The organism is Acetomicrobium sp. S15 = DSM 107314 (assembly GCF_016125955.1).
Classification (GTDB): Bacteria; Synergistota; Synergistia; order Synergistales; family Thermosynergistaceae; genus Thermosynergistes; species Thermosynergistes pyruvativorans.
Genome location: NZ_JADEVE010000221.1, coordinates 24,616 through 39,388, shown reverse-complemented (window position 1 = coordinate 39,388; position 14,773 = coordinate 24,616). Strand labels below are relative to the sequence as shown.

The following is a 14,773-nucleotide window of genomic DNA, read 5'->3' as shown; positions in this document are numbered from 1 at the left end:
GTATGCCATTATACAACATGGCTTCAATCGTCCTTCCCGTCAGCGACGCCTGGCAGCAATGGCACGAAGCGGCAATAGTCGTGATACGACTCCTCAAAGCCGTGAGCCTTTTTCACACAGAGCAGAAGCCGCTCTCCCCAAATTCCCTGGGCCAAGGGAACCACCAACCTGCCGCCCTCTACCAACTGCTCCTTCCAGGCCGGCTCCACCACAGAAGCCGCCGCAGTGACGATGAGGCCATCGTAAGGTGCAGCTTCGGGATATCCGAGCCTTCCGTCGCCGCAGATGACCGTCACACGATCGCCGTATCCGAGATCGCACAAAACCTCTCTGGCGCGTTCCGCCAGGGCCGGAATTCTCTCGACGCTCCAGACGCGCGCACCCAACTCCGCCAACACCGCCGCCTGGTAGCCCGAACCTGTGCCGATCTCCAATATCTTGTCTCCCGTCTTCGGAGCCAAAAGGAGCGTCATCTTGGCCACCATATAAGGCTGAGATATCGTCTGGCCCGCCCCTATCGGCAGAGGCATATCGTCGAAGGCCTGATGCCGCAGTTCCTCCGGTACAAAAAGATGACGAGGCACCCTCGTCATCGCCTCTAACAGGGCCTTATCCCTTATGCCCCTCGACGCGATTTGAGCCTCCGTCATTTCTTTTGCGTGCTCTTCCCAGTCTAAAAATCCCTTCACCATTTTATCCTTAAACAAATTGATAACGTTGCTTTTCTGTCATTTACGAAGAACTCAAACGCTCGAAGCTACGATAAAAACTACTGCTACTTAGGAACAAAAGTTGCTCGTTCCTATCGCATGAAAGTCGGGTCCGCTTCACTCTTACGCAATGCTACGTTTGAGGTTCTACCGCCGATCTATTACCACCTGTTTAGAGAAGATTTCGCCGTTCAGGTTCACCGCTTCGATGGTAATTGTATTTATGCCCAAAGCCAAGGGTACGCGCGGCACATACCACTTGCCGTTTAAATTGGCTTCGCCGAGCTTGCCCACGTAAAGCCGCACGTCTCCGTTCCCACCGCGGTCGTTCCTCCATCGAAGCGAAACAATGCCAGTTTTTGATGTCACTGCTCCTTCAATGTAAACAGCATTCACATAAACCACATTGTCTTCTACAATCTTACCGTCTACGAAAAGCGGCGCTATGGATATGCGCGTGTCAGCCGACTCCTCCTGCGCCACGCCAGCCGAAGCGACGAGCGCCAGTAATGCCAACGCCACGACCAGCACCATCGCCTTAAAAATACGCCTCATGGTCAACCCCTCCTCATACTGTGCCGTTTTCGTTCATTATAACATGGCAAGTTCGCCCTCGTGGTTTTCGTTCCCGAAGAGACAAGCGACGCAGCTCCACCCACGGCTCGCACATTTTGCTCGCCTTATGGCAAAGTCAGAATGGCGGTTCAATTTCTATGAAATTCGGACTATGTCATGGAAGGGATAAAGGCGCTCAAGCCAAAAACTCTATTGAGGCATCCTGCCGCGCAGCGCTGTAGGGTGTTTCGGCCCGGGGAGCTGTGGCCGTAACGGCTTTGCCCCCGGAGACATACACTCTGCCGCACTCCGGACATATGCTCGTTTGGAGCTGCACATATTGGTATACGACGCGGCGGTCTTCTCCCTCGGCACGCGCTTGCTCGCGGCGCACATGCTCGCCTTCGTGAGCACGCACCAAAGCCGGAGCTGCCTGGGGGGAAACGACGGTTGGGCTCTTAAACGATACGCCCGGGTCGTTTGAGGCATCCTGATAGCGGCGGTTCTGACAGGTCTTACACGGCTCCAACCCGAGCCGCTTTTTGACCCTTTCCGGGAGGAATTCGGCCTCGTTCTTTTCTTCCTTCGGATTTGCCGAAACTTTCTCGCCTCGCGGGTTGCGCTCTAAGTCCGCAGAAGGCTTCGCCTCTTGCGGCGCTAAGAGCTTAACCTTTTGCGCGGGAACCATCCGTCCTTCTGATGATCCATGGAAAAGCTCTATCTTCACGCTCTCCATCTCCCCCGAGGCCTACCGTGCTCAAGCAATATAATAGATATTTTAGGCAGAGATTGTCAATAACACGATGCAATACCCTAAAACGGTGGCGACAGCCGATCCTGAACTACTTCGACAACAGGACCACCAATGCCTTCGAAAGAGGGCTGCAATACCAAAATAAAGATGCTCAAGCGCCTCTCCTTTGGCCTACGGGACGTAACGGTCTATGCGAGGAAGATATTGTTGGGATTCTTGCCACCGGAATGTTTCCACACTGTTTGAAATAGAGCCGACACGATGGATAATCAGCCTAAAGCGGAAAGGCTTGTTAATATCTGCTGTGAGACAAGACTCGAGGTAAAGCAACGATGCGGTAGCGCGCTTTTACGCGGTATCCTGCTGGGAGAGCATCGCCACAAGGCCTGCCGGTATGGGTTCGGAAAAGGGAGGATAGATCACCTTGTAGCGAGCGTAAGGTATGTAAAGCGATGGTTTCTCCATGTCATGCCAATACAATACCTCCAACCTGCCATCTTCGTGCTCAACCACGGCCGAGCAGCTTTCAACCCAGTCGCCGCAATTTACGTAAAGGATTTCCCCTATCTTTCGAATGGCCGGCTTATGGATATGACCACATATAACCCCGTCGCAGTGGCGCTTCCACGCTTCATGCTGAAGGACGCTCTCAAACGCCGAAAGTATCTGTATAAAATCTTTGACTTTATGTTTCAAAAATTGCGAAAGCGGCCAATAGCCCATGCCCAACCAGGAACGAAGCCCGTTCAGCCACAAGTTCAGCCATAGTGCCCCCTCGTAGGCCAAGTCCCCCAAGACGGTGACCCACGGGCTCAACTCCACCACTTTATCGAACTGGTCGCCGTGCAAAACGAGCATGCGCACGCCGCCAGCGGTCTCGTGAACGGCGTAAGGTGCCACCTCTATATTGCCGAACTGCTGCCCTATAAAATCTTTCATGCAGTGGTCATGGTTCCCGGGAAGGTAAACGACCCGCCCCTCGGCGGATTTTAAGCGTATCTGATTGAACACCTCTATCTGCGCGCGAGGCCACGAAGATGTCCGCGTGACCTTGGCACCTTCGAGAATATCTCCGACCAAATACAGGTTCTCGCACTCGGTGTAGGCCAAAAATGAGGCCAAATTCTGCGCCCGACACCACCTACTCCCCAAATGAGCATCGGAGATAAAGACGGAACGGAAGAAAGACCCCATGCCATAACCTCCTTCTGGCGTGCGCGACACCGAGCGGCATTTGCATCATATACTAAATCTAATCCGTAACAGAAAAACGACAATTGCGTTACAAATTAGTCACGAAAGAGCCGAACCAATAAAGGGCGGCCCGTGCGTCAGGCCGCCCGACCCTCAGGCGATAGCGATGACTTTAACGCAATGCGTAGAGCGTACCCTTCAGCGTGCCGAAGAGCACACGCCCTTCCGCAACGGCTGGGTCCGAGACGATTTCATCGTCGGCTTCGAAGCTCCACAGCGCCGCTTTCGATTTTGTATCCACGGCATAAAAGCGATGATCGGAGCTGCCAAAGAACACCACTCCGTTGGCATGCGCCGGCGACGACGAAACAGGCCCTCCTGTGGAGAAAGCCCACAATATTTGACCGGTGGCGGCGTTCAAAACATACAACTTACCGTCCAACCCTCCAAGATACATCTCCCCTTGCGCATAGGCCGGGGAAGATCCTATAGGTGCGTTCACTCTGGTATGCCATAGCGGCACGACGCCCTTCAAGCGGATCGCGTGAGCGTATCCGTTGTCGGTGGCATAATGAACTCGCCCGTCACCGTAGGCAGGCGAACCTCTGATGGAACCCTCCGCATTGCCTCCCCAGAGCTCAACCCCGTTCTTGGGGTCTAAAGCGTGAAATCGGCCATCTACACCGCCTACCAGGAGCACCCCCTCGGCCATAGCCGGAGCGCATTCAAAGCCCCTCGGGCTCTGAACGTTCCACAACAGGGCACCGCTGCGCACGTTCAAGGCATAGATGCTGCCGTCGTAGGCTCCGACGTAAACCTTTTCCCCCAAAGCGAGAGGTGAGGCGAGGATTGGACCGTCCGTCTTAAACGTCCAAAGAGGCGTGCCATTCCCTCTGTCTAAGGCATATAGCGTGCCTTCAAAGGTGCCGAAGAAGATTATATTGTCCAACGCCGACGGAGCGGCCATGATGGAACCGTCTGCCTGATATGTCCAGCGCACGCCTCCCGTGTTGACGTCTACGGCGAAGATGCGGCCATCCATATTCCCCACATATGCCGTGCTGCCCACCACGAGCGGTGCACCCACGATCTTGCTCCCCGTCTCGAGCTTCCATGCCAGCGTTCCACGAGGAAGCAACTTGACGTTGAAGTTACCGCTGTTGTACTGATCACCCCTGGAGTACCACACGGCTCCTTCCGCGTAAGAGGCGCCCAAAACTATAAGCAGGGCGCACAACGATGCCGCAAAGGCTCTCCTCATGATCGTTCACCCCCTATGAAATATCTATGTGTTTAATCTTGCCACGTTATCATTATAATATATACGGTATTTGTGCATATTTTAACACCCGTTAAAATGCTTAAAAAAATAGGAGGCAAGACTATGGAGCTGAGGCGCTCGCTGGCTTTATACGTTATCCCTGACAGAAAGATGGGAAAGGGGCGCGATCTATTGACGCAGGCGCGCTCGGCGCTCGCCGGCGGCGCGACGGCGATACAGCTCCGCGATAAGGAGCTACCCGGAAGAGATCTCTACGAACTCGCCGTCAGGATGAAGGCTCTGTGCAGCGAATACGGCGCGCTCTTCATCGTAAACGACAGGCTGGACGTGGCACTGGCCGCCGATTGCGACGGCGTTCATTTGGGCCAGGAGGATCTGCCGGTATCGGCAGCCAGACGGATCGTCCCCCCGGGCTTCATCATTGGCGCTTCGGCCCACACACCAGAAGAGGCGCTCAAGGCCGAAAGGGATGGTGCCGATTACCTCGGCGCGGGTGCGGTTTACCCTACGGGAAGCAAAGGGGATGCCCACACGATAGGCATCGAAGGGTTCAGGCGGGTTGTGAAATCGACGAAGCTCCCCGTCGTTGCTATAGGCGGCATAGACGCCAAAAACGCAAGAGAGGTCATCGCCGAAGGGGCTTGCGGCATATCCGTGATCTCAGCCGTAGTTTCGCAAGAGGATATCGAAGCCGCGGCGAGATCGTTGAGGCGCACGGTGGATTCTGCCCTTTCTGAGAGGGAAATACATAAGAGGTGAGGCAAATGGCATTTGGCGGAGAAATCGCTCATCGTCTCTTAGAGCGCGATTTGGATTTCTTGGTGAAAGCCGTGGCGGACAAAAGAAACGATCACGAGGAAGTCAAAAGGATCATTTGCGACAAAGAGGATCTCATTGAACTCATGCTGGACGATCCCAAGCTTCTGTCTAAATTAGAGGAACAACAAGATGAGATCCTCCTCATCTCGCCTTATCTTTTGTTCAGCATACTCTTACGGCATGTGAGGCGAGAGCTGAAAGGGCGCACTCACACCCTCGAGCTCGTAGGAAGAGAACGAGTGGCCGTTTTCGATGTGAGCCGCCTGAACAATCTACTGAACGACTCGAAGATCATAAACTATCTCGCCGAACTGCTCGCAGCCTTTACAAGGGTTGAAAGAGGATTCCTGGTCTTCCGGATGGGAGGCAAGATAAAGGCCATACCCTTCAACGCGCTCGACTTGGAGAGCCTGCTTTTCATCACCGAGCTTCTGCCCAAAGGAGAATGCTATCCCCTTTATCATCGCATAGGCGATCTCTGCCTTTTTGTGGTCGGCATCCTGCCCGATCACGTGAGGAAAGAAAAAACGGGGCGGCAAGCCAGGGAAGGCCTGGGTTTGGAAGAATATTCAAGGCTGGGCATACACTACTACAAAAAAGCAGCCCAACATCCGGCGGCCGAGCGCTTCGACAAAGAGGGATTCTTAGAAAGGGTGGCCGACAACTTCCAGCTTTTGACCAAGCCCCTAAACATACTCTCTGAGAAATATATAGGCTTGAAACGCTCTCAATGGTTCGCGCTTTAACAGCATAGGCAGACTCTTATCGGAAGGTGATTTGTATTGTTTTCATATATATAGCCTCAATGTAAAATAAATACAATTGCGCGCAGGCGAGAGCGCGTCTTTGGCCATGGGGCGATCAAAGGAGGGATGCGATGAAGTAGCTTAACACACAGTCCAAGAGGCAGTTTGATCGAAAGAGAGAAGAGAGTGGGAGGTGGAAACCGTGGATTGGAAAGAAGTTGCTAACGGCTTATGGATATGGATATGCGGGGGCATCACCTCGGGGCTCGGTTTATATATGGCATATTACTTTTATAAAAGAGCCGTCTCGTTCATGCACGATAGCGGGGTCCCCAAAGAAGAGACGCGTTCTATGGTGCGCGGTGCAGTAATCACCGCTATAGGGCCGGTATTGTCAAATATCTTTATCATGATAGCCCTGGCGGTGGCAATAAGCCCCGGCCTCGCGTTTCAGCGCGAGGGCGTGGGCGTGGGCTCGGTATTTACGGAATTGGTGCAGGCTTCAAACGCAGCCATAGCTGCGGGAGAGAAGTTCGGCGATCCCAGCTTTACCATAAAGGGTTTCGCTGCAGCCATATTCATAATGAACATAGCCGGTTGGGGATGGTCCGTAGAGGCGATATTTACGCGCTATCTCGGCAAGGTCAGGGAAAAGCTCACCGGCGGTGACCCGAAGCTCTTGGCGGTCATCGCAGCCTGCGGCATGGTGGCCGTCTTCAGCTATTATTCGGTGAGCAACGCCATTAAGGGCAACGGCTTCCTCGTAGCAGTGGTCGTATCGTTGCTTTCGTCCATGTTCCTCTTTAAACTCGCCGATTGGATGAAGCGGCCGCACTTCAAGGAGTGGGCCCTGGGCATAGCCATGTTCGTGGGCATGATCGCGGGCAAGCTTTACGCCGGTTAGGAGGAGATGGCCATGGCAACCATTAGAGAGTGGCATGTCGATCCAGTAGCGTTCGAAAGGGATTATCTCAAGCCAATTCACAGAGTTGGCACAATTACATCTACTCTCATCTTTTTGGCACTCTTTCTGCCCAGCATATGGCTCTACTTCATCACAGGCGTCTTCCCAGATTGGCAGACGATATTGACGGGCTTTGGCTTAGCTATGACCTACGCCATTCCCTTCTATATCAGCGAGCCGATAGCATACTACCCCATCGTGGGCAACGCCGGCTGGTATCTATGCGGTACAATAGGAAATGGCTCGAACCTGCGCGTCCCATGCGCCGCAGTTGCGCAGGAGGTGGCAGGAGTAAAAGAAGGAACCATGGAGGGAGAGTTAGTTGCAGCTGTCGGCGTGACGGTTTCTGTCTTCGTCAGCGTGCCGGCCATATTTTTCGGAGCGCTCCTCATAAACCAGATTCAGCAGTTCTTCCCCGCCTGGCTCCTGGACGCCTTCAATCGCTTCCTGTTGCCAGCCGTATTCGGCTCTGTGTGGGGACAGTTCATACTGCGAGGCTGGAAATACGCTCCCTTTGCCTTCGTTTTGGCCTTGGTGCCCATACTCTACAAAGTGCACTCCGCATGGGCTTTGGTCATATGCGTTTTGGGGACGATGGTCGTAGGTTGGGCCATGCTCCGCTTCCTCAAGATCGAGGCGTAGTTTTGCTTTGTTTAAGCGAGCGGCTCTTGCCGCTCGCTCTACCCTAATTTTAAGCCTTGAAGACGAGGAGGGATTTTACATGGAATACGGAGGATTGTTTTCTAAAATTTCAGAGGATGAGCTAGCGAGGCTGTGCGCAGAGCTGATCCGTTTCGATACAACAAACCCGCCAGGAAACGAGCGCGCCGCCGCTGAATGGGTGGCCCGTTATCTTGAAGGCTTGGGCTTCGAAGCGGAGTTCGTGCCGCACGGCGAAAGCAGGGCCACGCTCGTGGCGCACCTTAAGGGAAGCGATGAGCTTCCTCCGCTTGCTTTCAACGGCCATCTGGATGTGGTCCCCGCGGGAGCTCAAGATTGGAAACATCCCCCTTTCGGCGGCGAAATATCGGAGGGAAAAGTCTGGGGTAGGGGGAGCTCCGATATGAAGAGCGGCATCGCGGCTATGTTGACCGCGGCCAAGGCCGTCGCCACTTCAGGCTTGCCACTGAAAGGAGATCTCATCTTTTTGGCCACGTCTGGGGAAGAATTGGACATGATGGGGGCAAAAAGCCTGACGAGCAGGAAGGATTTGGCGAAAGCCCAAGCCATAATCATAGCCGAACCCACAGATAACGAAGTGGTGTTGACGGAGCGAGGGGTCTTCTGGCCAGAGTTCACCACCTACGGAAAAACCGCCCACGGTTCTACGCCAGAGCTCGGACATAACGCCATCAAAGACATGATGGCTCTCCTCCTTGAGTTGGAAAAAAGTGAGATTCCATATGAGCCGCACCCCGTGGCGGGACGATTCTCCATGAGCATAAACACCATAAACGGCGGCGTTAAGACCAACGTAGTCCCCGACAAGTGCGTGGCCACAGTCGACATGCGCACCGTTCCGGGACAAGACCACAAGGCGCTTTTGTCTCAACTTGAGGGAATCGTCAAGAAGCTGGAGGCAAAACTCCCCGGTTTTAAGGCCTCTGTAAAGATAAACAACGACCTGCCGCCAGCCGACACCTCACCCGAAGAACCGGTGGTAAAGCGCTTCTTGGAGGTAGCCCAAAGCGTAGCCCCTGGCGTGAAGGTCGGCAAGGCTCCGTTCGCCACGGAAGCAGCCGTCTTCGTCCCATCCATGGGCGTGCCCACTATCATATTCGGCCCCGGCGATCCAAAGTTGGCGCATCAACCCGACGAATACGTGGAGATCTCCAAGATGGCGACATCCGCCCGCGTCTTTGCAGCTGTGGCTGCGGCGCTCCTCACGTAATGTTCACAATACAAAATAAGGGTGGGAAAAAGAACTAAAAATTGATCTTCTCTCTTCCCACCCAAAACACCTAAAACTCTACTTTAATCAATCACTTACAAAACAGTTTTATGTAAGTTATTTAAAAGCGATTTCGATAATTGCCATTTACTGCTAATCTGATTGGAGAAAGGGGTAACTCCAATGAGAAGGCGGCAGTAGGTTTTCTTTTATAGTCCTCGGACTCACCCAACGCATGAGATTAAAGTGGGTTCCGGCCTTGTCGTTGGTGCCCGAGGCCCTGGCACCCCCAAAGGGCTGTTGCCCCACCACAGCCCCGGTAGGCTTGTCGTTGATGTAGAAGTTGCCCGCCGCATAACGCAGGGTATCATACGCTTTCGCTATGGCATCTCGATCTTTGGCGAACACAGCGCCGGTGAGGGCATAGGGCGAGGTCTCGTCGCACAGTCTGAGGACATCTTCGTACGCGCTATCTTCGTAAACATAGACGCTCAAAACAGGACCGAAGATCTCCTCTTCCATGGTCACAAAATGCGGATCCTTCACTTCAATTACGGTGGGACGCACAAAATAGCCCTTGCTCTTGTCGCCGAAGCCGCCGGCGAGGATCTCCGCATCGGCGGAACTCTTTGCCCTCTCTATATAGCCCATGATCTTGTCGAAAGAGCTCTCGTCGATAACGGCGTTGACGAAGTTCCCGAAGTCACGGACATCGCCCATTGACAACCCCTCTGTCCATTCCACCAACAGCTCTCTCACTCTACCCCAGAGCGACTGCGGGACGTAAGCGCGCGATGCTGCAGAGCATTTCTGCCCCTGATATTCGAAGGCTCCGCGGACCAGAGCAGTCACCAGCTCCTCGACGTCGGCCGAAGGATGGGCCAAAACGAAGTCTTTGCCCCCGGTTTCGCCCACGATCCTGGGATAATTGCGATAAGATGCGAGGTTCTGTCCTATCTTGCCCCAAAGTCCGGTGAACGTATCCGTCGAGCCGGTGAAGTGCAAACCGGCGAAATTCGGATGCTTGAGCACCACCTCGCTTATCTCCGACCCTTTGCCGGGCAGGAAGTTTATAACCCCGTCGGGAACGCCTGCCTCCCTAAAAACCTTCATGAGATAGTAATTGGATAATAAGGATGTCGTGGCAGGCTTCCAAACCACTGCATTTCCCATGAGCACGACCGAGGCGACCAAGTTTAGGGCAGTGGCCGTAAAGTTGAAGGGCGAAACCACAAATACAAACCCCTCCAGAGGGCGATACTCCACCCTGTTAACACAATCGCCACCGGAAGACGGCTGCCACTCATAGATATAAGAAGCGGCGTATGCACCGAAGCGCAGGAAATCCGCGCTTTCGCAAGCCGCGTCTATCTCGGCTTGATATGCATTTTTGCTCTGGCCCAACATAGTTGCGGCATTGACGATATGACGATACTTCTTGCTGATGAGCTCGGCCGCCTTGAGCATGACGGAAGCCCTGTCGACCCAAGAGAACTTGGACCACTCAGCTTTGGCCTTGAGGGCAGACTCTATGGCCATCGCGACTTCCTGTTGGCCCGATTTATGATAGTTGGCCAACACATGGCCGTGATCATGCGGCATAACTACCTTCCCTAAGCGTCCGGTGCGGACTTCCCTGCCGCCTATTATGGCAGGTATCTCGACCTTCTGACTGCTCTGGCGATCCAACTCTGCCTTGATCTCGATGCGCTCAACAGATCCCGGAGCATAAGAAAGGGTCTCCTCGTTACGAGGAACCGCAAAACGGAACACAGCATTGTTCATTACGCGCGACCTCCTTCTTGCCGAGGTCAAGGACGGCACGCTCAAGCGTTTGATCTGCAAACGGAGCCGTTGCTATCCAAAACCGGCATTATCTTATAGTAGCGGGGCGTTTTCAAAGTCCGAAATAACCCCACCCTATTTATAGCATATCAAAAATCATTTTAAAATACCCTTCAAGACATAGGTTTTTACCTGCGTCATCTCTTCTATCGTGCACGGTATGCCTTCGCGGCCGATGCCGCTCATTTTATAACCGCCAAAGCGATGGTCGATATGTCTATAGCGGCTGTTTCCGTTAATTACGACCGTGCCCGCCTCTACTTTCGACATGAACCTGATGCCCTTATTGACATCCGAGGTAACTACTCCCGCGCAGAGGCCGTATTTGGTATTATTAGAGATAGCCAAAGCCTCTTCTTCCGTTTTAAAGGTGATTATCGGAAAGACCGGCCCGAAGATCTCCATATCTTTCGCTACGTCCATGTCTGGGGTGACATCGACCAGGATGGTCGGCTCAAAGAACGCCCCGTTTCTCTTGCCCCCGCAAATGCACTTGGCGCCTTGCTGTATCGTTAATTTGACCTGCTCCTCGACTCTTTTAGCGGCGTTTTCGTTGATTAGACAACCTAATTCTGTGCTGGGGTCCAAGATGTCGCCCTTGACAATTTTTTCAAACTTGGCTTTAAGCTTGTCTGCAAAGTCCTTAGCTATTGGTTCTTGAACGATAAACCTCTTGGGAGAACAACAGATTTGGCCGGCATTTGCTATCCTCCCGCTGTAAGCTTCGTTAACGGCTAACTCCAGGTCTCCATCGGCGAAAATAACCATCGGGTCATTCCCGCCGAGCTCAAGTGTTACTCTATGTAGGGCATCTGCAGAATCTCTCATCACAACGATGCCGGCTTCTGTGCTGCCGGTCAGCGTAATAGCGTTAACTTTCGTGCTGCTGCATAAAATCTTCCCCACCATCGACCCGCTGCCTGTTATCACCTGGGCCACGCTACCCGGAACGCCGGCTTCTAACAATAGCTCCGTCAAGCGTATAACTACGAGAGGGTTATCCGACGAGGGCTTTATGACAACCGCATTGCCCGAGGCCAAGGCCGGTGCAACCTTATGGGCAAAGAGAGTTGTAGGGAAGTTAAAGGGAAGGATACAGGCAATGACGCCTAAGGGTTCCCTTCTGGTAAAAAGTATGTCTTTTTCTGCGCCAGGCTGACAGTCAGGCACAGTCTCTCCGTATAGGTGCTTCGCCCTTTCCACAAACCCTTCGAACAACATAATGGCCGTATTGACTTCACCGACGCACTGCGAGAACGGCTTTCCCATATCTTTGCTTTGCAACGTCGCCAATTCTTTTTTATGGCTTTCGAGCAAACCTGTATATTTGACGAGAATTTTAGAACGCTCGACCAAGGGCGTATCGGCCCACAATTTTTTACCCTCTTGAGCGATGTCCAAACAATGCTCGATGTCTTCTTTAGTAGCGACAGGAACGGTACCGAGCAATTCCTGCGTGGCCGGATTAAAAACCTTGTTCGTCCTGCCATCGCTCGAATTAACTTTCTTGCCTCCTATAATCATTTGCATAATTCGCCATTCCCCCTGCTTCTTATTGTTTTAACCTGGAGATACATTCAGTATCTTGCTTACAAGAATACGCCAGGGGGAACATGATCGAAAGTTTTTGGATGTTTGTGCTCGCTTTAGCTCTTATTGTTCATATCTTTAATCGATAAAGTTTGACGGGGCGACCTACCCTACGAAAAGCATATTCCACCTCCGCCACCCCTGAATCGACGAGGTGCTCCAGATACCTGCGGGCCGTGGGACGGGATATCTTAAGTTTGTTTCCCAAATCTATTGCTGAAACCGGTTTGTCGAGGGTGCGCAACAGCGACATGACATCGTTTAACAGTTTAACCTGTACTCCCTTGGGCGGGACGAGTACGGGACAAACCGTGCGGGCTCTCATTGATGACCTCACCAGACAGTCCAGCTCCTCCTGCTGCCACGCTGCCTTGCGCTGCGTCAGACCCAAATTGTAAATTCGGTAAGCTTCGAGGGCAGCCTTGAACCTCTGAAACGTAAAGGGTTTTATAAGGTAATCAAAAGCCCCTTGACACAGGGCGCCGCGCACTACATCCGGATCCCTTCCCTCGGAAAGGACGATCAGGTCGACTCTGGGATAAAGGGCCCTCGTCCGGCGAAGTCCCTCAACCTGGCCGAACCCTTTCAGGAAGATGTCCAACAATACGAGGTCTATGGCCTGCGCCCTCAGGACGCTGTCAAGCGCTCTTCCAAAATCGGCCTCCGCGGCTAACGCATAACCCGGGATGCCTTTAAGGTAATCCGCATAAAGGGCTCTCAACATCGGATCTTCGTCCGCGATGAGAACCGCAAGAGAAGGCATATTGTTCCCTCCTTTTCAAACACGGGAGGACATCTCCGTTTCCAAAGACGCCCTATCGGCCTGACGCCATAGACAGATCGCCCTTAGGCAAAACAGGCTCGGAGGTTTTGTACTTTTATGTAAATAGCATAAACTCGCCTTTCGTGCAACCTTGATCGCTCGAAAATTTCTTTTCGCACCACAACCAAAAAGAGTGCAGGCTGGCAAAGACTACATGAAAAGCCATATATTGCGATAGTCCTTCAAGATAAGTGATAAAATGAGCTAAGCGTCTAACTGCACTATAAAGGAACAGGACGATGTTCGGGGTGAAGGAGGAGGATGTGCTGTGCGGGATGAGCGAGTTTCATCCGCCTTCGCATTGGGGGTTTGTCTGGCAATAGGCCTCATAGTGGCGGGGTATTTGGTGGGAGGCGCATTGCTCAAGGCCAGATCTGCGGAGCGGTTCGTCACGGTGAAAGGGCTCTCGGAAAAGATTGTGGAGGCGGACTTGGCTATATGGAACATATCCTTTCGTGATGCAGCGAATGATTTAGAGGGGCTTCAGCAGCTTGTGGACGCTAATAAGGCAAAAGTGCACAACTTCTTATTGGGGATGGGTTTCGAGGAAGCGGAGATTTCGAGCATGCCACCCCAAATCACGGACGTAAAGTCGCTGCCTTACATGGATCCCTCCAGGGACAGGGAGTTTCGTTATACGGCTGTGACAAAGCTAACCCTACGTTCGGCCAAAGTTCCCCTCGTCAAAAAGGCCCTCGAGCGCGCAGGAGAGCTTGTGTCCGCAGGTATTGTCCTCGCCGAAGACAGTGCCACCGAATTTTCTTTCACTAAGCTGAACGATATTAAACCTGAAATGATCGCCGAAGCGACTAAAAGCGCCAGAGAAGCGGCGGAGCAGTTCGCCAGGGATTCCGGCAGCCATGTTGGGGCGATACGGAGGGCAAATCAAGGCTACTTCACAATAGACGACAGAGATAGGGGCTCGCCCGACTACAAAACTGTCCGCGTAGTGACTACGGTGGAATTTTTCCTGACGAACCCATGACTTTGGCGCAGAATCTTCGCTACGAGTCGGGGGTGTGCCCTGTTGGCTCGAGTCTTAGCCATCTGTATTAGTTCGGCAAGGCAAGAAGCAAAAAGGGGCGCTTCCGAGGCACGCTTCGTCGCCGGTGAAGGTATAGAAGGCGATTCCCACAGGGGGTTCTCAGACCGCCATGTGAGCCTGTTGCGTGCCGAGGATATAAGGGCTGCCGAGGCAGAGGCGGGCTTTTCCTTCCCGCCGGGTTCGCTGGCAGAAAATTTGGTCATAGAGGGCCTCCCGAGTGAAATTCCCGTTGGCGCAAAGCTAAAAGTGGGATCCGAAGTGATATTGCTCGTGGCCGAAAAGGGCAAAAAACCTGACGAGCCCCATTCTTATGACTACAAAGGGTGGTGCCTGTTGCCCAAAGTAGGCTACTTCCTCCAAGTCCTCAAAGGAGGCGTCGTAAGGCCTGGCGACGAAGTCGTCATGACCGAAGACAAAAAGCGCTAAGAGATCTCACCACCTCTTAGAAACAGTTCGTTATTATTGCCTCCGCTTCCGCTGCTCATGAAAAACGCTCCCATTCTGCTCATCAAGGCTGCATAACCAACGCTCTCAAAGCCGATCAAACCATCCATC

At 53.1% G+C, this 14,773-nt stretch carries 16 protein-coding genes, 1 pseudogene and 1 riboswitch; of the genes and pseudogenes, 8 read left to right on the top strand and 9 right to left on the bottom strand.

Going from position 1 to position 14,773, the window contains the following annotated elements:
• Positions 1-23: 23 nt before the first annotated feature.
• From EZM41_RS06490 to EZM41_RS06480, 3 genes are all read right to left on the bottom strand, one after another.
• Entirely contained in the window at positions 24-692 is a 669-nt protein-coding gene (locus EZM41_RS06490) for a protein-L-isoaspartate(D-aspartate) O-methyltransferase (protein ID WP_198470316.1), read from the bottom strand.
• Between the two features lie 165 nt (positions 693-857).
• Positions 858-1,265, bottom strand: coding sequence for a hypothetical protein (locus EZM41_RS06485; RefSeq protein ID WP_198470315.1), 408 nt, complete (start codon positions 1,263-1,265; stop codon positions 858-860).
• A gap of 196 nt (positions 1,266-1,461) precedes the next feature.
• On the bottom strand, positions 1,462-1,992 hold the full coding sequence (locus EZM41_RS06480) for a hypothetical protein (protein ID WP_198470314.1): 531 nt from the start codon (positions 1,990-1,992) through the stop codon (positions 1,462-1,464).
• An 80-nt stretch (positions 1,993-2,072) separates the two neighbouring features.
• Here EZM41_RS06480 and EZM41_RS14660 point away from each other — a divergent pair.
• Positions 2,073-2,265 (top strand): annotated as a pseudogene (locus EZM41_RS14660) (transposase); the annotation flags it as partial.
• 102 nt (positions 2,266-2,367) lie between these two features.
• Here EZM41_RS14660 and EZM41_RS06475 read toward each other — a convergent pair.
• Together EZM41_RS06475 and EZM41_RS06470 are read right to left on the bottom strand one after the other, a co-directional pair.
• Positions 2,368-3,213: a UDP-2,3-diacylglucosamine diphosphatase gene (locus EZM41_RS06475; protein WP_198470313.1), complete on the bottom strand. Its 846-nt coding sequence runs from the start codon at positions 3,211-3,213 to the stop codon at positions 2,368-2,370.
• A 172-nt stretch (positions 3,214-3,385) separates the two neighbouring features.
• A complete protein-coding gene (locus EZM41_RS06470) occupies positions 3,386-4,474 on the bottom strand; it encodes an outer membrane protein assembly factor BamB family protein (RefSeq protein WP_198470312.1) in 1,089 nt (362 codons plus the stop codon).
• Positions 4,475-4,597: 123 nt separating this feature from the next.
• Between EZM41_RS06470 and thiE the strand changes: the two genes are divergently transcribed.
• The 5 genes from thiE to EZM41_RS06445 all read left to right on the top strand — a co-directional run bounded on the left by thiE (position 4,598) and on the right by EZM41_RS06445 (position 8,915).
• Entirely contained in the window at positions 4,598-5,254 is a 657-nt protein-coding gene (gene thiE, locus EZM41_RS06465; protein WP_198470311.1) for a thiamine phosphate synthase, read from the top strand.
• Positions 5,255-5,259: 5 nt separating this feature from the next.
• Entirely contained in the window at positions 5,260-6,060 is an 801-nt protein-coding gene (locus EZM41_RS06460; protein ID WP_198470310.1) for a hypothetical protein, read from the top strand.
• Positions 6,061-6,262: 202 nt separating this feature from the next.
• A complete protein-coding gene (locus EZM41_RS06455) occupies positions 6,263-6,964 on the top strand; it encodes a DUF5058 family protein (protein ID WP_198470309.1) in 702 nt (233 codons plus the stop codon).
• Positions 6,965-6,976: 12 nt separating this feature from the next.
• Positions 6,977-7,666, top strand: coding sequence for a hypothetical protein (locus EZM41_RS06450; protein WP_198470308.1), 690 nt, complete (start codon positions 6,977-6,979; stop codon positions 7,664-7,666).
• A 79-nt stretch (positions 7,667-7,745) separates the two neighbouring features.
• Positions 7,746-8,915 carry a M20 family metallopeptidase gene (locus EZM41_RS06445; protein ID WP_198470307.1) on the top strand — a complete coding sequence of 390 codons (1,170 nt, stop codon included), beginning with the start codon at positions 7,746-7,748 and terminating at the stop codon, positions 8,913-8,915.
• A gap of 153 nt (positions 8,916-9,068) precedes the next feature.
• Here the strand turns inward: EZM41_RS06445 and pruA are convergent, their stop codons facing one another.
• The 3 genes from pruA to EZM41_RS06430 form a co-directional block, all read right to left on the bottom strand.
• Complete coding sequence (gene pruA, locus EZM41_RS06440) at positions 9,069-10,700, bottom strand: L-glutamate gamma-semialdehyde dehydrogenase (protein ID WP_198470306.1); 1,632 nt, start codon at positions 10,698-10,700, stop codon at positions 9,069-9,071.
• Between the two features lie 156 nt (positions 10,701-10,856).
• Positions 10,857-12,290, bottom strand: coding sequence for an aldehyde dehydrogenase family protein (locus tag EZM41_RS06435; protein WP_198470305.1), 1,434 nt, complete (start codon positions 12,288-12,290; stop codon positions 10,857-10,859).
• Between the two features lie 130 nt (positions 12,291-12,420).
• Complete coding sequence (locus EZM41_RS06430; protein WP_198470304.1) at positions 12,421-13,113, bottom strand: response regulator; 693 nt, start codon at positions 13,111-13,113, stop codon at positions 12,421-12,423.
• Positions 13,106-13,229: riboswitch (molybdenum cofactor riboswitch) on the bottom strand. Its footprint overlaps the gene before it by 8 nt.
• Positions 13,230-13,441: 212 nt before the next feature.
• Here EZM41_RS06430 and EZM41_RS06425 point away from each other — a divergent pair.
• Entirely contained in the window at positions 13,442-14,158 is a 717-nt protein-coding gene (locus tag EZM41_RS06425) for an SIMPL domain-containing protein (protein WP_198470303.1), read from the top strand.
• Between the two features lie 42 nt (positions 14,159-14,200).
• Positions 14,201-14,644, top strand: coding sequence for an MOSC domain-containing protein (locus tag EZM41_RS06420; RefSeq protein ID WP_198470302.1), 444 nt, complete (start codon positions 14,201-14,203; stop codon positions 14,642-14,644).
• Here the strand turns inward: EZM41_RS06420 and EZM41_RS14180 are convergent.
• Positions 14,641-14,772, bottom strand: coding sequence for a hypothetical protein (locus tag EZM41_RS14180; protein ID WP_269778872.1), 132 nt, complete (start codon positions 14,770-14,772; stop codon positions 14,641-14,643). The two genes, EZM41_RS06420 and EZM41_RS14180, sit on opposite strands and share 4 nt — an antisense overlap.
• Position 14,773: the final 1 nt, after the last annotated feature.